This window comes from Pseudomonas sp. LAMO17WK12:I10 (assembly GCF_900215185.1).
GTDB lineage: Bacteria > Pseudomonadota > Gammaproteobacteria > Pseudomonadales > Pseudomonadaceae > Aquipseudomonas > Aquipseudomonas chlororaphis.
Window position 1 is genome coordinate 59,443 of sequence record NZ_OBDX01000034.1, and the last position, 19,139, is coordinate 78,581.

18 protein-coding genes and 1 pseudogene are annotated in these 19,139 nt (G+C 55.2%); 7 read left to right on the top strand and 12 right to left on the bottom strand.

What is annotated here, in order from left to right:
* Nucleotides 1-45 precede the first annotated feature (45 nt).
* From CRO75_RS27810 to rplM, 5 genes are all read right to left on the bottom strand, one after another.
* Nucleotides 46-828, bottom strand: coding sequence for a cytochrome c1 (locus CRO75_RS27810; RefSeq protein ID WP_097139515.1), 783 nt, complete (start codon nt 826-828; stop codon nt 46-48).
* A complete protein-coding gene (locus CRO75_RS27815; protein WP_007928456.1) occupies nt 828-2,039 on the bottom strand; it encodes a cytochrome bc complex cytochrome b subunit in 1,212 nt (403 codons plus the stop codon). Before CRO75_RS27815 ends, CRO75_RS27810 begins: the two co-directional genes overlap by 1 nt.
* Nucleotides 2,039-2,632: a ubiquinol-cytochrome c reductase iron-sulfur subunit gene (gene petA / locus CRO75_RS27820; protein ID WP_009045522.1), complete on the bottom strand. Its 594-nt coding sequence runs from the start codon at nt 2,630-2,632 to the stop codon at nt 2,039-2,041. The genes CRO75_RS27815 and petA overlap by 1 nt, the downstream gene beginning before the upstream one ends.
* 257 nt (nt 2,633-2,889) lie before the next feature.
* Nucleotides 2,890-3,282 carry a 30S ribosomal protein S9 gene (rpsI, locus tag CRO75_RS27825; RefSeq protein ID WP_003228056.1) on the bottom strand — a complete coding sequence of 131 codons (393 nt, stop codon included), beginning with the start codon at nt 3,280-3,282 and terminating at the stop codon, nt 2,890-2,892.
* Nucleotides 3,283-3,296: 14 nt separating this feature from the next.
* Nucleotides 3,297-3,725, bottom strand: coding sequence for a 50S ribosomal protein L13 (gene rplM / locus CRO75_RS27830; RefSeq protein WP_007928449.1), 429 nt, complete (start codon nt 3,723-3,725; stop codon nt 3,297-3,299).
* 246 nt (nt 3,726-3,971) lie between these two features.
* On the opposite strand from rplM, the gene CRO75_RS27835 reads away from it, so the two are divergent.
* Nucleotides 3,972-5,009, top strand: coding sequence for an NADP(H)-dependent aldo-keto reductase (locus CRO75_RS27835; protein ID WP_097139517.1), 1,038 nt, complete (start codon nt 3,972-3,974; stop codon nt 5,007-5,009).
* Nucleotides 5,010-5,079: 70 nt separating this feature from the next.
* Here CRO75_RS27835 and CRO75_RS27840 read toward each other — a convergent pair whose 3' ends face one another.
* Entirely contained in the window at nt 5,080-6,234 is a 1,155-nt protein-coding gene (locus CRO75_RS27840) for an acyl-CoA dehydrogenase family protein (protein ID WP_175510588.1), read from the bottom strand.
* Between the two features lie 226 nt (nt 6,235-6,460).
* Here CRO75_RS27840 and CRO75_RS27845 point away from each other — a divergent pair, with 226 nt between their 5' ends.
* A complete protein-coding gene (locus CRO75_RS27845) occupies nt 6,461-7,360 on the top strand; it encodes a GlxA family transcriptional regulator (protein ID WP_177409794.1) in 900 nt (299 codons plus the stop codon).
* Between the two features lie 47 nt (nt 7,361-7,407).
* Here the strand turns inward: CRO75_RS27845 and zapE are convergent, their stop codons facing one another.
* From zapE to CRO75_RS27860, 3 genes are all read right to left on the bottom strand, one after another.
* Complete coding sequence (gene zapE / locus CRO75_RS27850) at nt 7,408-8,502, bottom strand: cell division protein ZapE (RefSeq protein WP_007928431.1); 1,095 nt, start codon at nt 8,500-8,502, stop codon at nt 7,408-7,410.
* A gap of 87 nt (nt 8,503-8,589) precedes the next feature.
* A complete protein-coding gene (locus CRO75_RS27855; protein WP_097139521.1) occupies nt 8,590-9,945 on the bottom strand; it encodes a tryptophan--tRNA ligase in 1,356 nt (451 codons plus the stop codon).
* 24 nt (nt 9,946-9,969) lie between these two features.
* Nucleotides 9,970-10,599: an alpha/beta fold hydrolase gene (locus CRO75_RS27860; protein ID WP_097139523.1), complete on the bottom strand. Its 630-nt coding sequence runs from the start codon at nt 10,597-10,599 to the stop codon at nt 9,970-9,972.
* Nucleotides 10,600-10,743: 144 nt separating this feature from the next.
* On the opposite strand from CRO75_RS27860, the gene CRO75_RS27865 reads away from it, so the two are divergent.
* On the top strand, nt 10,744-11,178 hold the full coding sequence (locus tag CRO75_RS27865) for a DUF1043 family protein (RefSeq protein ID WP_007928428.1): 435 nt from the start codon (nt 10,744-10,746) through the stop codon (nt 11,176-11,178).
* Between the two features lie 183 nt (nt 11,179-11,361).
* Here CRO75_RS27865 and CRO75_RS27870 read toward each other — a convergent pair whose 3' ends face one another.
* Nucleotides 11,362-12,093, bottom strand: a complete 732-nt coding sequence (locus CRO75_RS27870) for an OmpA family lipoprotein (RefSeq protein WP_009045527.1) — start codon at nt 12,091-12,093, stop codon at nt 11,362-11,364.
* 114 nt (nt 12,094-12,207) lie between these two features.
* Nucleotides 12,208-12,792 (bottom strand): MBL fold metallo-hydrolase, encoded by a 585-nt coding sequence (locus tag CRO75_RS27875; protein ID WP_097139525.1) that lies wholly within the window; start codon nt 12,790-12,792, stop codon nt 12,208-12,210.
* A 38-nt stretch (nt 12,793-12,830) separates the two neighbouring features.
* On the opposite strand from CRO75_RS27875, the gene CRO75_RS27880 reads away from it, so the two are divergent.
* The 4 genes from CRO75_RS27880 to CRO75_RS27890 are packed head-to-tail and all read left to right on the top strand — an operon-like array spanning nt 12,831 to nt 18,764.
* Nucleotides 12,831-14,321, top strand: a complete 1,491-nt coding sequence (locus tag CRO75_RS27880) for a site-specific integrase (RefSeq protein WP_239990647.1) — start codon at nt 12,831-12,833, stop codon at nt 14,319-14,321.
* A gap of 11 nt (nt 14,322-14,332) precedes the next feature.
* Complete coding sequence (locus tag CRO75_RS32685) at nt 14,333-16,303, top strand: hypothetical protein (RefSeq protein ID WP_143504085.1); 1,971 nt, start codon at nt 14,333-14,335, stop codon at nt 16,301-16,303.
* The gene (locus CRO75_RS32690; protein ID WP_143504090.1) at nt 16,300-18,327 is read left to right on the top strand and encodes a hypothetical protein; all 2,028 of its coding nucleotides are present in this window, start codon (nt 16,300-16,302) and stop codon (nt 18,325-18,327) included. Before CRO75_RS32685 ends, CRO75_RS32690 begins: the two co-directional genes overlap by 4 nt.
* Nucleotides 18,324-18,764 (top strand): hypothetical protein, encoded by a 441-nt coding sequence (locus tag CRO75_RS27890; protein WP_239990648.1) that lies wholly within the window; start codon nt 18,324-18,326, stop codon nt 18,762-18,764. The genes CRO75_RS32690 and CRO75_RS27890 overlap by 4 nt, the downstream gene beginning before the upstream one ends.
* 229 nt (nt 18,765-18,993) lie before the next feature.
* Here the strand turns inward: CRO75_RS27890 and CRO75_RS27895 are convergent.
* A pseudogene (locus tag CRO75_RS27895) lies at nt 18,994-19,139 on the bottom strand (IS5/IS1182 family transposase); the annotation flags it as partial.

Below are 19,139 nucleotides of genomic sequence, written 5' to 3' on the forward strand. Positions count from 1 at the left end.
ACGCCCTTGGGCGCGCACGATTAACAGCAATGAATTACAGCTTTATCAATGAACGTCTTTCCAGTATTCGCGCTTGAGCAGATAGGCGAATACGAAGAAGAAGGCCAGATACAGTAACACATAGGTGCCGATACGTTGATGCTCCAGCTTGACCGGGTTGGCCGAGTAGGCCAGGAAGGTCACCAGGTTCTTGACCTTCTCGTCGAACTGCTCTTCGTTGAGCGTGCCGGTTTTTGGCAGCACGGTCAGCTGGTCGCAAGCTTCATGGGTCAAAGCGGTACCGGTCAGCGGATCGTATTGCTTCTTGCCGTCTTCGACGATCTGCACCTGTTTGCAGCCAACAACCTGACGACCCTGCAGGCCGACCAGGACGTTAGGCATACCTACGTTCGGGAAGACCTTGTTGTTCACGCCCCATGGACGCGCAGGGTCTTCGTAGAAGGAGCGCAGGTAGCCATAGAGCCAGTCGGTACCACGCACACGAGCCACCAGGGTCAGGTCGGGCGGAGCCGCGCCGAACCAGGTCTTGGCATCAGCCGGCTGCATGCCGATGCTCATGTGATCGCCGATTTTCGCACCGGTGAACACCAGCTTGCTCATCATCAGATCGTGAGGAATCCCCAGATCGTCGGCAACGCGCTCATAGCGTTGGAACTTGGCGCTGTGACAGCCCATGCAGTAGTTGGCGAATGTCCGTGCGCCATCCTGCATGGCGGCCTTGTCGGAGACGTCGATGTCGACTTTTTCCAGCGCGGGACCACCGTGTTCGGCCGCAAAGGACAGTACAGGCATAGCAGCAAGAATCAGTACAGCAAATAGCTTTTTCATCAGCCAGTCACCCTTTCCGGAACCGGTTTGGTCTTCTCGAGCCTGGTGTAGAACGGCATCAGAATGAAGTAGGCGAAGTACAGGAAGGTACATACCTGCGACAGCAGCGTACGACCCGGCGTCGGCGCCAGAACGCCGAGGATCCCCAGGATCACGAACGAGATGCAGAACACCACCAGCCAGATCTTGCTCAGCCAGCCCTTGTAGCGCATGGATTTGACCGGACTGCGGTCAAGCCATGGCAGCACGAACAGCACGGCGATCGCCGCGCCCATCGCAATGACACCCAAGAGCTTGTCCGGAACCGCGCGCAGAATCGCGTAGAACGGGGTGAAGTACCAAACCGGGGCAATATGCTCAGGCGTCTTGAACGGGTTGGCCTGTTCGAAGTTCGGCTTCTCGAGGAAATAACCACCCATTTCCGGGAAGAAGAACACGATCGAGCAGAAGATGAACAGGAACACCACCACGCCGACGATGTCTTTCACGGTGTAGTACGGGTGGAAAGCGATGCCATCCAGCGGTACGCCGTTTTCGTCTTTGTGCTTCTTGATGTCCACACCATCCGGGTTGTTCGAACCTACTTCGTGCAGCGCCAGGATGTGCAGCACCACCAGACCGAGAATCACGATTGGCAGGGCCACTACGTGCAAGGCAAAGAAGCGGTTCAGGGTAATACCGGAAATCAGGTAGTCACCACGAATCCACTGGGTCAGATCGTTACCGATGACCGGGATCGCCCCAAACAGCGAGATGATCACCTGGGCGCCCCAATAGGACATTTGCCCCCAAGGCAGCAGGTAGCCCATGAAGGCTTCGGCCATCAGCGCCAGGTAGATCAGCATGCCGAACAGCCACACCAGCTCACGCGGCTTCTGGTACGAACCGTAGAGCAGGCCACGGAACATGTGCAGATAGACCACGATAAAGAACGCCGAGGCGCCAGTGGAGTGCAGCAGACGCAGGATCGAGCCGTACTCGACGTCGCGCATGATGTATTCGACGGAAGCGAAAGCCTCTTCCGCCGACGGGGTGTAGCTCATGGTCAGCCAGACACCGGTAACGATCTGGTTAACCAGAACCAACAGAGCCAGGGAACCAAAGAAGTAGAAGAAGTTGAAGTTCTTCGGGGCGTAATACTTGCTGAGATGGTCTTCCCACATCTTGGTCGCGGGGAAGCGCGCATCAACCCAATCCATGAACTTGCTCATCACGCTTTCTCCGTATCGACGCCGATGACAATAAGGTCGTCCGACTCATAGGAATGCGGGGGTACTGGCAGGTTCAAAGGCGCGGGTTGCGACTTGTAGACGCGGCCAGCCAGATCGTAGTGGGAACCGTGGCAAGGGCAGAAATAGCCACCTACCCAATCCTTGCCCAGATCCGCAGGCGCCACTTCAGGGCGGAAAGTCGGTGAGCAACCCAGGTGGGTGCAGATACCGATCAGCAGCAGAATCTCTGGCTTGATCGAACGCACTTGCGGGTCGACGTAGGTTGGTTGGACAGAGTTCTTGGAGTCGGGGTCGGAAAGTTGACCCTCGATCTTTTTGAGATTCCCCAGGATTTCCTGTGTGCGGCGGACGATGAATACCGGCTGACCACGCCACTCAGCAATCATCTGCTGACCTGGGTCGATCTTGCTGATATTCACTTTCACCGGTGCCCCTGCGGCTTTCGCCTTGGCACTGGGAAACCATGACCCCACGAACGGGACCGCAGCCCCCACCGCTCCTGCAGCACCCACCACGGATGTGGCTGCTACAAGGAAGCGACGCCGGCCTGCATTCACGCCGTCATTGCTCATTCAGTCCTCTCCCATCAGCTTTGTGGCCTGTTAAATCAGGCATCTACTAAGTAAAAATCTGAACTTATAAAAATTTTGCCGAATGGTAATGAAAAGCCCCTACTCTGACAAGGTAATTACCAACTTGGCCCTGCCCCAAGCCCTGTAGTATAGGGGCTCTGCAGATGTGGCAAGTTGTCACAGCGCAAAATAATCGCCCATAAAAAAACGCCCAGCTCCGTAAGGAGACTGGGCGTTTTTTTGAACGCGAAAGCGAATTAACGCTTCGAGTACTGCGGACGCTTACGCGCTTTACGCAGACCAACTTTCTTACGTTCAACTTCACGTGCGTCACGGGTTACGAAACCGGCTTTACGCAGCGCGCTGCGCAGAGTTTCGTCGTAATCCATCAGAGCGCGAGTGATGCCGTGGCGGATTGCGCCAGCTTGGCCACTCACACCACCGCCGATAACGGTGACGTAGATGTCGAACTTCTCGACGGTCTCGGTCAGTTCCAGCGGCTGACGAACTACCATGCGGGCAGTTTCGCGGCCGAAGAAGTTATCCAGGGAGCGGTTGTTGATGGAGATGTTGCCAGTGCCCGGACGCAGGAAAACGCGTGCGGTTGCAGTCTTGCGACGGCCAGTGCCGTAATTTTGAGTCGCCGACATAATGAACTATTCCGTTAAATCTTCAGTTCTTGGGGCTGCTGAGCAGTATGAGGGTGTGCAGCGCCCGCATAGACTTTCAGCTTACGGTACATGTCGCGACCCAGCGGGTTCTTAGGCAGCATGCCTTTTACCGCGGTCTCGATCACGCGCTCAGGGGCCTTGGCGATCAGCTTTTCAAAGTTGATCGACTTGATGCCGCCCGGGAAACCGGAGTGGGAGTAGTACATTTTGTCAGTGGTTTTAGCGCCAGTAACACGTACTTGCTCAGCGTTGATCACGACGATGTAGTCACCGGTGTCGACGTGAGGGGTGTACTCAGGCTTGTGCTTGCCACGCAGACGGCTCGCGATTTCGGTGGCCAGACGACCCAGGGTCTGACCAGCAGCGTCGACGACAAACCAGTCGCGCTTAACTGTTTCCGGTTTAGCAGTAAAAGTTTTCATTCTTTATAGCCTCAGGGGCCGCCCTGTAAATTAGACGGCGGATCTTACTGAATAGTGCGTACTTTGACAAGTCAAAGGCAGCCGGATACAGACGCTATCGGGGGCTCGGGTCAGCGCGTCCGTTATACGGCAAGATTCTTCGGCAGGCGGCGCATCACTTCCACTGCAGAAAGAGCTGCGGAATTATGCAGATTGCGAAAAAAAATTCAACCTGCTTTTATGATTGTTTTGTCGAAGGAGCACCCGATGGACTATCGCCAGCTAGGCCGGACCGACCTGAACGTGAGTGCAATCTGCCTGGGAACCATGACCTGGGGCGAGCAAAACAGCGAGTCCGAGGCCTTCGCCCAGATCGAACAGGCCAAGGCTGCCGGGATCAATTTCATCGACACCGCGGAGATGTACCCGGTGCCGCCAAAGGCCGAAACCTATGCCACCACCGAGCGCTACATCGGTAACTGGTTCAAGGCTCGCGGCGATCGCGCCGACTGGATCCTCGCCAGCAAGATCGCCGGCCCCGGCAACACCATCGACTACATCCGCGACAACCAGCTCAAACACAACCGCAAGCACATAGTCCAAGCCGTGGACGCCAGCCTCAAGCGCCTGCAGACCGACTGGATCGACCTCTACCAGTTGCATTGGCCAGAGCGCAGCACCAACTTCTTCGGCCAACTGGGCTACAAGCACAAGGAAGAAGACTTCACCCCGCTGGAGGAAACCCTCGAAGCCCTGGACGAGCAGGTCAAGGCCGGCAAGATCCGCCACATTGGCCTGTCCAACGAAACGCCCTGGGGCACCATGAAGTTCCTGGCCCTCGCCGAGAGCCGCGGCTGGCCACGGGCGGTATCGATCCAGAACCCCTACAACCTGCTCAACCGCAGCTTTGAAGTGGGCCTGGCGGAAATCGCCATTCGCGAACAATGTGGATTGCTGGCCTATTCGCCACTGGCGTTCGGCTTCCTCTCCGGCAAATACGAAGGCGGCGCCCGCCCGGCCAAAGGCCGCCTGAGCCTGTACAGCCGCTTCAGCCGCTACTTCAACCCACAATCGGAAGCGGCCTGCAGCCGCTATGTCGCCCTAGCCCGCGAGCACGGCCTGGATCCGGCGCAAATGGCCCTGGCATTCGTCATCCAGCAACCGTTCGTCACTAGCAACATTATTGGTGCGACCACCCTCGAACAACTGGACAGCAATATCGTCAGTCTCGAGCTGAAGCTGTCGAATGAGGTGCTGGCCGGCATCGAGGCGATCCACAAGGACCACCCGAACCCGGCGCCGTAACCTGCCCTCCCGCATACGCATAGAAGGCGAGCTGGCCCATCAAGCTCGCCTCTACGCGGGAGGCAACGCGCTACAGGGAACGCGCGATGATTTCCTTCATGATCTCGTTGGTCCCGGCATAGATCCGCTGCACCCGCGCATCCGCCCAGGCCCGGGCCACCGGGTACTCCCACATGAATCCGTAACCGCCGTGCAACTGCACGCATTCGTCGAGCACCTTGCATTGCAGGTCCGTGCCCCAGTACTTGGCCATGGCGGCGGTCGGTACATCGAGCTTGCCTTGCAGATGCAATTCCAGGCAGCGGTCGACGAAGACCCGGCCGATCTGGATCTCGGTGGCCATTTCCGCCAGTTTGAAGCGGGTGTTCTGGAAGTCGGCGATCGATTTGCCGAAAGCCTTGCGCTCGCGGGTGTACTCCAGGGTCCACTGCAATGCCGCCTCGGCTGACGCCAGACCGCCTACCGCCACCGTCAAACGCTCCTGCGGCAACTCCTGCATCAGGTAGGCAAAGCCCATTCCGGCCTGCCCCAGCAGGTTTTCCTTGGGTACGCGGACGTCCTGGAAGAACAGCTCGGAAGTGTCCTGGGCCTTCATACCGACCTTTTCCAGACGTTTGCCCTTGGAAAAACCGGGCGTATCCGCCTCCACCAGGAACAGGCTGGTGCCCTTGGCGCCGGCCTTCGGATCGGTCTTGGCCACGACAATCACCAGATCGGCCAGATAGCCGTTGGTGATAAAGGTCTTGGAGCCGTTGATCACATAGTCGTCACCGTCCAGCACCGCAGTGGTCTTGACTCCCTGCAGGTCGGAGCCGGCGCCCGGCTCGGTCATGGCGATGGCCGTGACCATCTCGCCGGACACCAGTTTCGGCAGGTACTTGTGTTTCAGCTCCTCGCTGCCGTAATGCAGGATGTAAGGCGCGACGATATCGGAATGCAGGGAGAAGCCGATACCAGTCAGACCAAGGCGCCCTACCTCCTCGATCACTACCGCGCTATAGAGAAAGTCAGCCCCCAGTCCGCCGTACTCCTCGGGGAGGTGGGAGCAGAGCATTCCCGCCTCACCGGCCTTGTTCCACAAGGCGCGGTCGATGTAGCCCTGCTTTTCCCATTGCCCATGGAACGGTACGGCCTCCTTTTCCAGGAAGGTACGTACGCTGTCACGAAAGAGCTCATGCTCGGAGCTGAACAAGGTTCTGGGGATCATGGGGCCACCTGTCGTTATTGTTAGCCGGGATTGGCCCACAGAGCCTAAGCCCACGCGTACGACACAGGACACTGGACACATCCGACAAAAAATAAGACGATCCAGCCGTCTGGTGACCACTTTCCCCTATAAGAACAATTGAATTATGTCTAACCAAACCTCCACGCCCTTGCGGCGCGTCAGCATCCTGGCCATCGACCGGGTTTTCGCCTCCACCCTCATGCAAGCCAAGGATTTCTTCCATCTGGCCAGCCTGCGCTACGGCAAGCAGCTGGGCCAGGGCCTGACCCCGGCCTTCGAAACCCGCCTGGTCAGCCCCGATGGCAAACCGGTATGCAGTTTCAGCAACGTGATCATACCGGTGGACGGTGGCCTGGAAGATACCGACGTGATCATCCTCCCGGCGTTCTGGGACGATTTCGAAACCCTCTGCCAACGTTATCCACAGATCCTGCCCTGGCTGCGCCAGCAACATGCCCGCGGCGCCGTGCTCTGCGGCGAGGCCACCGGGGTGTTCTGGCTGGCCGAAGCCGGGTTGCTCGACGGCAAGGAAGCCACCACTTACTGGCGTTTCTTCAATGCCTTCAGCGAGCGCTTCCCCAAGGTCCAGCTCAATCAGGACAAGCACCTGACCGACGCCGACAACCTGTATTGCGCCGGCGGCACCACTTCGGCCTGTGACCTGTACATCTATCTGATCGAGCGTTTCTGCGGCGCCAACGTGGCCCAGGCCGTGGCCCGCGACATCCTCTATGAAGTGCAGCGCAGCTATTCCCCGGGGCGTATCGGCTTTGGCGGCCAGAAGCTGCACCAGGACGTGATCATCCTGCAGATCCAGCACTGGCTCGAAGAGCATTTCGCCGACAAGTTCCGCTTCGAGGACGTAGCCCGTGAACATGGCATGAGCATTCGCAATTTCATGCGCCGCTTCCAGACCGCCACCGGCGACAAACCCCTGCATTACCTGCAGCGCCTGCGCATCGAAACCGCCAAGGGCCTGCTCTCGGGAACGCGCAAGAGCATCAAGACCATCAGCTACGAGGTCGGCTATGACGATGCGAGCTTCTTCGCCCGCCTGTTCCGCCAGCACACCGAGCTGTCACCGAACCAGTACCGGCAGCAGTTTCACCAACAAGCCGCGTAAATGAAAAAGGGCCTGCAATGCAGGCCCTTCTTTTTATCTGGAAACCGTTAAGGCTTGTGCGCCCGGGAGAGGAACTCGTGGGACTGCATTTCCAGCAGACGGCTGAGGGTGCGCTGGAACTCGAAGGTCAGGCGGCCGCCGGTGTACAGATCCTTGAGCTCGACTTCAGCGGAAATGATCAGCTTGACGTTACGGTCGTAGAACTCGTCGACCATGTTGATGAAGCGACGGGCGATATCGTCGGTGGCGACGCTCATCTGCTCGACACCGCTGACCAGCACGGCGTGGAAGATCTTGCCCAGTTCGATGTAGTCGTTCTGGCTGCGTGGGCCATCGCACAGTTCGCGGAAGTCGAACCAGGCCACGTCATCGCAGGTACGCAGGGCGCGGATTTCGCGGTTCTCGACGATCAGCACGTCGTTTTCCACCGCCTGGGTGCATTCCGGCGTCAGCGCGCGAAAGCTCTTGCGCAGGCTTTCGTGGGCCGCTTCGTCCAGCGGGAAATGGAACAACTCGGCCTGTTCCAGGTGACGCAGACGGTAGTCGACGCCACTGTCGACGTTGACGATCTCGGTGTGCTGCTTGATCAGGGCAATGGCCGGCAGGAAACGCGCACGTTGCAGGCCGTCCTTGTACAGACCGTCCGGCACGATGTTCGAGGTAGCCACTAGGGTCACGCCGTTCTTGAACAGCTCTTCCATCAGCGTGCCGAGGATCATGGCATCGGTGATGTCGGAAACGAAGAACTCGTCGAAGCAGATCACCCGGGCCTCGTCGGCGAAACGCTTGGCGATGATGGTCAGCGGGTTCTTCTCGCCGCCCAGGGTCTTCATCTCTTCGTGCACACGCTTCATGAAACGGTGGAAGTGAGTACGGACCTTCTGCTTGAACGGCAGGGCTTCAAAGAAGGTATCGACCAGATACGTCTTGCCACGCCCTACTCCGCCCCAGAAGTACAGGCCCTTGACCGGCACCTGGTCTTTCTTGCCAAACAGCTTGCCCAGCAGGCCCGGCTTGTTGTTCGACGCGGCGATCAGATCGTCGTACAGGCGCTGCAAATGACGCACGGCGGTTTCCTGCGCGGCGTCGTGGAAGAACTCCGGGCGTTTCAGATCAGCTTGGTATCGTTCTAGGGGCGTCATAATTCGTTAGCAAGGCAACAAAAACGGGCCGTCACTGTAGCGACGGCCCTGGAGAATGGCAATCAGCCCTTGGTCGGGAGATTGCGGTTAGTCCTGCACAGGCGTCAGGGCGACGCGCAGCGCATCGATTGCTGCATCACGGGCCGCCGCGTCGGCAAAGGCCGGGCTGTCGGCCACGCACTCACCTTCCAGCCAGACGCTGAAACTCAGCGCTTCACTGCGCAGATCCAGCGCCTGGCCGGATTGCAGTTGCTTGGTCACGGCACCTGCGGTCTTGCCGTCGGCGAAGTTGCGCGACAGCAACAGTTGCTCGCCATCGGCGGCCAGCAGGCGGAAACGGAAGCTGCCGTCGTCTTCGCGGAAGCTGACGAAGCGCGCGGCCTTGGCCGCTTTCTTCTTGGTGGTCGCCGCCACTTGTACCTGATTGACGAACGAACGCAGGCCCACGGCCTCGCGCAGCTCGTTGAGGAATGGCGTGGCCACGGCGCGGGCCTTCTTGGCGCCGGCCTGGAGGATGTCTTCCAGGTCCGAAGGACGCTCGATCAACTGGTGATAACGCTCGCGCGCCTCGCCCAACTGGGTGTCCAGCAGCTGGAACAGACGATTCTTCGCCTCGCCCCAACCCAGGCCCTGCAGCAGTTCGCTGCGGAACTCGTCAGCCTGGGCCTGTGTCGCGAAGGCCTGGAACAGGGTGAACAGGTGAGCGTTATCCGGATCCTTGGCTTCGCCTGGAGCACGGGAGTCGGTGACGATGCGCGAGATCGCGTCCTTCATGTCCTTGGCGCTGCTGAACAACGGGATGGTGTTGTCGTAGCTCTTGGACATCTTGCGGCCATCGAGGCCCGGCAAGGTGGCGACGCTTTCCTCGATCAGCGCCTCGGGCATGGTGAAGAATTCCTTGCCCTGGCCGAACAGATGGTTGAAGCGCTGGCCGATATCACGGGCCATTTCCACGTGCTGGATCTGGTCGCGACCGACCGGCACCTTGTGGGCGTTGAACATCAGGATATCCGCGGCCATCAGCACCGGGTAGCTGTACAGGCCCATGGTGATGCCGGCGTCCGGGTCTTCGCCGGTCTCGACGTTTTTATCCACCGAAGCCTTGTAGGCGTGAGCACGGTTGAGCAGGCCCTTGGCCGCCACGCAGGTCAGCAACCAGGTCAGTTCCGGGATTTCCGGGATGTCCGACTGGCGGTAAAAAGTCACGCGCTCCACATCCAGGCCACCGGCCAGCCAGGTCGCGGCGATTTCCAGGCGCGAGCGCTGGATACGCAGCGGGTCATCGCACTTGATCAGCGCGTGATAGTCGGCCAGGAAGTAGAACGAATCGGCATTGCTGTCGCGGCTGGCGAGGATCGCCGGGCGGATGGCGCCGGCGTAGTTGCCCAGGTGCGGCGTGCCGGTGGTGGTGATGCCGGTGAGGATGCGCGTACGAGTAGTCATGGGTAATCGCTTATCAGACTGCAATCAATTCGAGAGTCGTGGCAGCACCAGATCCTTGAGATCGGTGAGCTTGCCATGAAAAAAGTGTCCGCATTCTGCCATTTTCAGCAGCTCATGGGGGCGCTCAAGCGCGTCGGACCAGTCGTAGACCAGCTGGGGGTCGACCACTTCGTCGGTTTCCGGCTGGATCAGGGTCAGCGGGCAGTTCTGCGGCAGCAGGTCACTATCGCGCAAACGCATCACGGCAGCGGCAACCATGAACAGGTGCTTGAGCGGCTCGCCGCGGGCTTCCAGGCGTCCGCCGAGGCTGGCGGCGACGAAGCCGCCGAAGGAGAAGCCGAGCAGGGTCATCGGCAAGTCCGGGTGCCTGGCCCGCAGCCATTCGGCAGCCGCCTGCGCGTCGTCGACTTCACCGCTGCCCATGTCGTGGCTGCCTTCGCTGGCGCCGACGCCACGGTAGTTGAAACGCAAGGTGATCAGGCCGGCGTCACGCGCCGTACGTTGCAGGGTCGAGACCACCTTGTTGAGCATGGTGCCGCCCTGCACCGGGTTCGGATGGCAGATCAGCGCCACGCCACGGGCGTCGGCGACATCCAGATACAGGGCTTCCAGTTGGCCGACCGGGCCGGCAATCACTACGGGGGTTTCACGCATAAGCAAGGAAGGAACTCCGTGACCTCGAATCGGGTCGACTCGTCTAGCAAATTGTCTGTGCCAATCTATTGCGAGTGAATCGCGGTATACAGCGCAGGTTCGAGCCGTTAACGTAAAGCAAAGCCGTTTATAGAGGAAGGACTCGTGGAACACTCGCTCTTAGTTTGGTTGTTGCCGACTCTTGCCCTGATCGCGGGTGTCGCCATTGGATTTCTGGTCGCTCGCCTGCTGCCGAATGCCGCGCCTAACCGCACGCAACGTCAGCTGGATGATATTCAGGAACGTTTTGACAGCTATCAGAACGAAGTGGTCACCCACTTCAACAGCACCGCCACCCTGGTGAAAAAACTCACTCAAAGCTATCAGGAAGTGCAGGACCACCTCGCCGAGGGCGCCAACCGCCTGGCCCTGGACGAGTTGACCCGCCAACGCCTGCTGGCCGCGCTGCACTCCGACTCGGTGCAGGCTCCACGGGAACGCCTGACGCCACCGCGCGACCAGGAACCGCCACGGGACTACGCGCCAAAGACGCCTAACGCGCCTGGCATGCTCGACGAGCATTATGGTCTGAAGAAGTAATCAGGCTCCGCGTCCAATAAAAAGCCCCCGGACCATTCGGTTGTCCGGGGGCTTTTTTGTATCTGGTGATTTGATAGCGACTGATCGGACCTCTTCGCGGGCAAGCCAGCGAAGAGGCCGGCAAAGGCCACACACAAAAATGCCCGATCACAGGATTGGGCATTTCTTCATTCAAACGATCAGTTACGGATACTGCTGAACCGTACCCGGCTGTTGCTGCTGACCACCATACTGCTGGCCTGGAATCGCCTTGAGGTTCACTTCCACTCGACGGTTCTGCGCACGGCCATTGACGTCGCCGTTGCTGGCGATCGGGTTATCCGGGCCAGCGCCACGGGCCGACAGGTTGGCACCGCTGACACCTTGCGAGGTCAGGTAGGTCGCCACGCTCTGGGCCCGGCGCTGGGACAGGTCCATGTTGTGCTGGCGGCTGCCGGTGCTGTCGGTGTAGCCGACGATTTCGATCTGGTTCTGGTTGAACTCCTTGAGGGAGTTGGCCAGGTTGTTCAGCGGTTGATAGAAGCTTGGGGCGATGTTCGCCGAATCGGTGGCGAAGGTGATGTTGCCCGGCATGATCAGTTTGATCTGATCGCCCTGGCGCTGCACTTCGACCCCGGTATTGGCCATGCTGGCACGCAGTTTCTTTTCCTGCTGGTCGGCGTAGTAGCCGTAACCGGCGGCGGAAGCGCCGACTACCGCGGCGCCGATCAGCGCGCCCTTGCCACGGTTGTTGTGGTCGATGGCGGCACCGGCCAGCGCACCGGCCAAGGCACCCAGACCACCGTATTTTGCAGTTTTGCTCATGCCCGTGGAGCCGTCGGCCTGCCCCTGATTGTCATAGGGGTTAGGCGAAGCACAGCCGGACAACAAGGCCACAGCGGTAGCAACAACGATCAAACGACGCGAGGTGAACATGGAGAAGCTCCTACTTTTTTCATTCTGTGATGCAGCGGACGTTGGCAATAGACCTTTGCAGGCGTTTGAACACGGCCAATGACAAAAATTCCGTGAAACTTTTGACAGCAAAGGTCAGGCCCTGACAAAGGGATTTTCACGCATTTCATCGCCCAGGCGGGTGTCCGGACCATGCCCGGCCACCACAGTCGCGTCTTCGTCGAGGGTGTACAGACGCTGCTTGATCGAACGCACGATGGTGGCCTGGTCGCCCCCCCACAGATCCGTGCGCCCTACCCCGCGCTTGAACAACGTGTCGCCGGCAATCAGCAGCTTAGCCTCTGCGAACCAGAAGCTCATGGAACCTGGGGTATGTCCCGGCGTATGCAGGGCCACGCCGCAACCGCAGGCCAGCTCTTCGTCGTCCGCCAGCCAGCGATCCGGTGCCGGTACCGGCGTGTAAGGCACGCCGAACATGCTGCACTGCATCTCCAGGTTGTCCCAGAGGAACTGATCCTCCTTGTGCAGGTGCAGGGTCGCGCCGGTTTTTTCCTTCATCTGTCCGGATGCCAGGAAGTGATCCAGGTGGGCATGGGTATGAATGATGCTCACCACCTTCAGCCCCAGCGCGTCGAGCCGCGCCATGATCAGGTCGGGATTGCCGCCCGGGTCGATGACTATGGCCTTTTTTGTAACAGGATCGCCGATGATAATCCAAATGTAGCCTTATTGATCCAAATATCCGAATGTATAAAGATATGGACATCACCGACTGGCACGGATGGGCGTTTATGTCGCGCAACCAGATCAAGAGCAAGACCGGACAAGGCCGTTATAACTCCAAGGCACGGCGCGTCCTTATTCCCCAATTTCGCCTGTTAAAAGTTCAGTTCCTCGAATCTCACGACGACACCAAGCCATTTGGTCTACATCTTCCTGATTATATATTTTCAGAGGATGTTGACGGGTACTATCCAAATTTTCCGGTGATCATCCAAAGTAATGGTGAACCCTGGACAATAGGGAATCTCTATTTAACCACTAAGCTACAACGCGAAAGTGGTTATGAGTCAAGAACCTTTAGAGGCATTGCAGACCATCTTCTCGACTATCTACGATTCCTTGAGGATGAAGGCCTTGAGTATCTTCACTTCCCCACCAACAATCGACTGAAAGCTACTTTTCGCTATAAGAAGCGTCTAATTGAACTGCGCGACAAGGGCGGGCTTTCGCCAAGCACAGCGAGCACGCGGATCAATGCAATAGTGAATTTTTATCGTGGAATATTAGAGTGGAGACTGATTAGAGAAGACGAACTTAAAAACGCCCCATTTGAAGACATTGTTAAGCAGATCAATATATCTTCGGAAATTGGCACGCAAAGCATCTTAAAGATAAAATCGCACAGTCTTGCCATTAAAGCACCAAGAAAATCTCTTCAGTCTGAGTACATTAATGACGGAGGGGCACTGCGCCCACTCACTATTGCTGAGCAAGAAACCATGTTGAAAGCGCTGCTAATGTCATCACGCGAATATCAGCTTATGTTCTATTTCGCACTATTCACAGGCGCTCGCATTCAGACTGTTGGAACCCTGCGAATCAAACACCTTCAAGGCAAGCTCGACGGAAATGGATATCTGCGACTTCCAGTTGGCTATGGAACGTCTATTGACACAAAACGCGGCAGGCAGATGACATTGCTGGTACCGGGCTGGCTCGTAAAGGACATGTTAATTTATAGCCGTAGTCCGGAATCTATAAAACGGCGCAATCGCTCTTTTTACAGCGACACCGAAGATAATTATATGTTCCTTAGCAAGAATGGCACCCCTTATTACACCAGTAAAAAAGAGTTACTTGATAGGCGCGACGCAAGCGTCAGCAGGTATGCACACTTCAAAGATCAAGCACAGCAGTTTTCAACCCAAGATGGTGCCGCCCTACGCCAGTATATCCGCGACATATTATTTCCGCGCATCTACATTGACAACCCTGACTTCCAAAACTTTACCTTCCATGATCTTCGTGCGACATTTGGCATGAACTTGTTGGAAAGTCAGTTACAGCACTTTGGCGACAAAGCCATTACCAGTGCTTTGGACTATGTACAGCAACGCATGGGTCACAGGGACAAGGCGACGACCCTACAATATCTAAATTACAAGTCCCGCCTAGAGTGGAAGGCAAGCATCCAACACGACTTTGAAAACAGATTATTCACTTACATTAATAGCTCGCCATCTTAAGGAAACTCCGCATGACGCAGAGTCTTACACGCCGCCCCATCGTAATTATTAGTCACAAAGATTCTGACTTTGAGGTTCTTCACCCTCAATCGGTCATCATCACCTGCGACAACATTGCAACTAATGGAAAACGATATCTGGACTTTGGCTCGCTATGCTATGCGCGTCGCAAAAGTACTTCTTCCAGAAATAGGCATAGGAGCTATGTCGGCGTTGAGGTTGATCAAACCTCGCTAGATACTAAACGACTTCCCATCGCAAGAAAACTTATTGAGTCTGCCAGACTTAAACAGAGCTTCGCATCGGCAATTGGGTTATTTGCAACGACAAAACCTTTTTTCGACTGGATTGATAGTCAGGAAAAGAAATACTCCTTCGACCAGATCGAATCCATTAATGAAGCCTATAGCGACTACACTCGGGGTCTACTTCACCGGGTGAATATCTCTGGCATCAGAGAGATGGCTATTAAGCTATCCACTGCATCCAAACTTCAAGCTTCGGCGCGCAAAGTGGTCGCCTTAGTAACCGGGACTCACGACAAAGAGGTAATAGCGCTAGCCACACATATCCCCCAGTCACATGACTTGACCCACGTCAACTCAAAACAACCTAACGCAGATATCCAGGCGAGGACATTTGCAACCCTGGTAAACTTTGTCGAGGAAGCTCACTGCATATTGGTAGGCGGTAACACGTTTCCGATGCGCCTTGTTTCCCCAGGCTGCGAGCCGTACTACCTGTACAGCATTCAACAGAGTTCCAGTAAGGTCAAAGGTGCCAAATTCAGTGTTCTTCGTATGCTCAGTACGTCCCCTAAATTTCCAACATGGGAAGAAACACAAGAGCATTATAATCTTTCTGGGCCAGCTTCGAAAAACTTTTACAACTACTCAAACTATGAGAGCCAAAGAATAAGACATATACAAAATAACACAAACCTCAGATGCGATCTGAGGTTGCAGATGGCAAACCATTCTATGACTGCCGGGATGTTAGCGTTCATTGCTGCGACCGGCTGCAATTTGAGTATTGCCCAAGATCTTGAGGTTACTAACTCAGAAATTGTACCAAGCACGCAGGGTCAACGATTTTACGGCACCAAGGCTAGAGCGAATGGGAAAACGGTTTACCCAGAATTCGGTGCACGGTTTGCTCCAGTGTTCAAGAAGATTCTTGAGCTGCGTGAATGGATTCTAAATGGCAGAAAAAGCAACCTTGTTTTTCCGATTTCGCCGAAATGGATGGACACTATTGGTTACGTTGGCACTAGCGCCTTCCAGACGCTAAGAACACTATTCAAAAAAATGCACCCTAATACCGTTTGGGTATCACCAGTTCAGTGGCGAAAAAATGTAGGCTACCAATATGTTAATAATAGTGGCGGTGACCTTGCCCTGACCGCAGAAAAGCTGGGCAACACTGAGAGTACCCTACGAAAAAATTACTCCCGACCAGCACTTGAAGATTTTGCTACCCAACTGACTGGATTCTTTGAAGCAATGCACTTGGCGGCGGTTGTCCGCACACGCGATGCCGATCTAATTCCCGTACATATTACGACCAAAAAGCAACCTGATATGGTTACGGGCGTAGGGAGTTGTGAGAAGGGACCTGTGACCGAGCCTCGACGCGCTCTTGGTTTTACAGAGCAGGCACCAGAGCCATCTTGCCACAATCCCGAAACGTGCTTGTTCTGCGATTTCTACGCAGTTCATGCAGATGAAGAAGATATTCGCCGCCTACTGTCGTTGCGCTACCTAATTCAAACCACAAGACCCCAGCATGACCATGACCATTGGGAAATTAAATTTGGCCCGACAGTACATCGAATTGATGAAGTCCTAACAGCCATAAATAATACGGACAGAACCCTAGAAGACACCATCAGCCGGATACGCAATGAAGTCGAGTCCGGATACCTTGATTCATTTTGGGCAATTCACTTCGACACATTGGTTTATGTAGGAGCGGTCTCGTGAACATCATTTCCGATCTACAGATCAGCGGAAGGAAAGAGATCCAACTACCGGATAGCTATACCAATCTCTCAGCCTACCTTGCTCCCGATGATGATTTTGTCATATCTCGCGGGTTAGATGGCTCGGTGGTTTCGCACTTTAGAGACGACACTTGGGATGTTCGTATGTACGACGCGAAAAACAAATGCGTCTATAATTTTGCATCATGGTGCTCTGAACCAAGCAATGCGCTGGCACAAAGCATTCAGCGTGAGCTGAAGATAATGCAGCTTGCGCGACTGTATTTATCTGGAAAGCCGAGAAAGGTTAACTCCATTAGACTGATGTACCTACGCGACCTGGCGAGGCTATCGTTCAACAATAGAATATCCTTGACCGAACTATTCAACAACACAACACATCGTGCAGCGATAATATCGAGCTTCGCCGCGCTGCCACCTTCAACCATGAAAAGCATGCTAACTGTTGTGAGGGAGCTATTTAATATACGAACCAAACATTCAGACTTCGTGATCGCTCCATCTAGCTATGAACTCATGGAGTGTATGGAATCAATCTACAACAAGTTCCCTAAGGCAAAACTGAATGACCCACAACAAACAAAGCTCATTCCATCGCGAATCTATGGAGAGCTTATTTGCGCCTTGAGCGCCATGCTAGATGCGTTCAACGATCACTCCGCTGGAATTTGTGCTCTATATAATCAGCGAATAGCTAACCCGCTGTACGCGGTTACAGAAGCGCAACACCGTAGTAAGCATGACTCTACTTTATGGACTGACGCAATAAGCCAGCATGGTCTTACACCATATTTAGAAAACCTATCGATTACGAACTGGCCACTGTTAAACCGCTATATTGCAGAAATACAAATCGCAGCTAAATACTGGATTCATTTATTCTCTGGCATGCGAGACAATGAAGCAAATTTTTTACCTGCCGATGCCTATACGTCTATTGATATAGGCGAGGTGACCTTCAAGATTTTACGGGGCTACACATCAAAGATTTCCGCCCAAAACCATACAGCAACCTTTTGGGTTACTCACAGCATTGTAGAAAAAGGTATCAATGCAGCTCGCGCAGTCGGTAGAGTATCCGCATTAAAATGTGGATGGGACGACGTAAATAAAAGCCAGTTCCCTCTTTTCCCGGGAAAAATCTCTAGGCAAAAAAGGAGCGGCTCCGCAAATAGAAACACTTGGCACTTTGAAGGAGCTCCAGCGGCCGGAAGTATCACCGAATCAACACAACGCAAACTGCTTGCACGCATACCCGCCCTATCTATACGGGAGGAGGATATTTGCGAGTTAGAAAAATTCGACGGATTCCGCGATTGGCGTGCCGAGCCGACTATAAAACTTGGTAAGCCATGGCCATTAGCAACTCACCAGTGCCGTCGTTCGCTTGCTGTGTACGGTGCTCGCTCAGGTCTAATTTCGCTCGGAGCAAGCGCACTGCAATTTAAGCAACTAACAGAAGCAATGGCCTCGTATTATCGAAAGGGCAGCGCTTTTGCCGTTAACTTTCTCCAGACAGACGACGCGCAAAACTGGATGGATGAATTGGAGCACGAGCGTAGAACAGCTCAATTTATCCAGTATGAAATAGATGTAATCAACACCACTAATCGCCTATGGGGTGGAGAAGGAAATCGCATCCAGGTGGCGCGGGATAAAGGCCAGCCACTTATTATAACTACAGATCGTTTATTTACAGAAAGAAAGTTTTTTAAAGGTGAAATGACCTACAAGACAGGCCCTATTGGCGGTTGCTCCAATCTGGAGCATTGCGACAAAATCTCGTTCACTAGCATCTTTGCGTGCATCGATTGCGACAAGTCTATCCTCGATGATGACCGCAGCCTGAGGAATATCAAGCGCGGCGTGAATAACCTGAAGCGCGAGCAAGCCCTGTTTGTTCCTGAGAATCCGCAGTACAAGCAACTTGAATCTGAAATCGATGCCCTGTACGAAAAGCTCGAAAAGCGTGGACTGCGTGAGAAGATGGAGGTGATGGAATGAGTGCTATCGAAGATTACTGCGCCGCACTACAGCGGCTGATCGAAGGCAAGACGTTCAGCGTTCCCAAGGGCTCTGCGATTAACAAGGATACAGTCGCCCTGGAAGCAGGCCGAAAGCGCGGCTCAATCAAAAAGAGCCGGGAGGAACATACACAACTTATTGCTAAGATAGAAGCCGCTGCTACCGCTCAGCATGAGCAAGCTAAGCCCACCCCTGCTCAAGAAGCCGAGAAGCAGAAAGCGCTTAAAAAGGCTGCTCAGGTCAAACTTGGAAGTCTTAAAGAGGATTACGAGTTAGCCCTCACGAAGATCGTTTCACTAGTGCATGAGAACCATATGCTGAAGGAGCAAATCAAGAAGCTTACCGAAGAGCTCACCGAGGAAATGCGACGGAACAACAAGGTCGTTAGAATGAGCGATGCAAGCAAACGCTCGTAAACTGATTAGACGCTTACCGAAAGGCTGCCGAGGTTCTGTGCGAATAAGGACTGCCATAGAGAATCACTCTGCGTACTCGCCACCACCAGATTGGTGATCATGACCTCCAGGTGTATACCGCTCAGGGCGTGGTTCAGCGGTTTGTCCTCGGTGCTTTCGATGACCAGATAGCTTCACATTTTTCTGCACATTCCATAATGGCTCGCGCCCTAGGAGGGTGTAGACAAAATTATGTAGTGAGTCGGCGCGCGAGTATGCGTGCTTCGGCCAGCCACACCCACGCCTCACTCACAGCGAACAACCGGTCGTGATGCATAATTAGTCGTCGAGCCCTCTCATTCCAGGCATGAGTTCGCTCCACTACCCAGCGCCTGG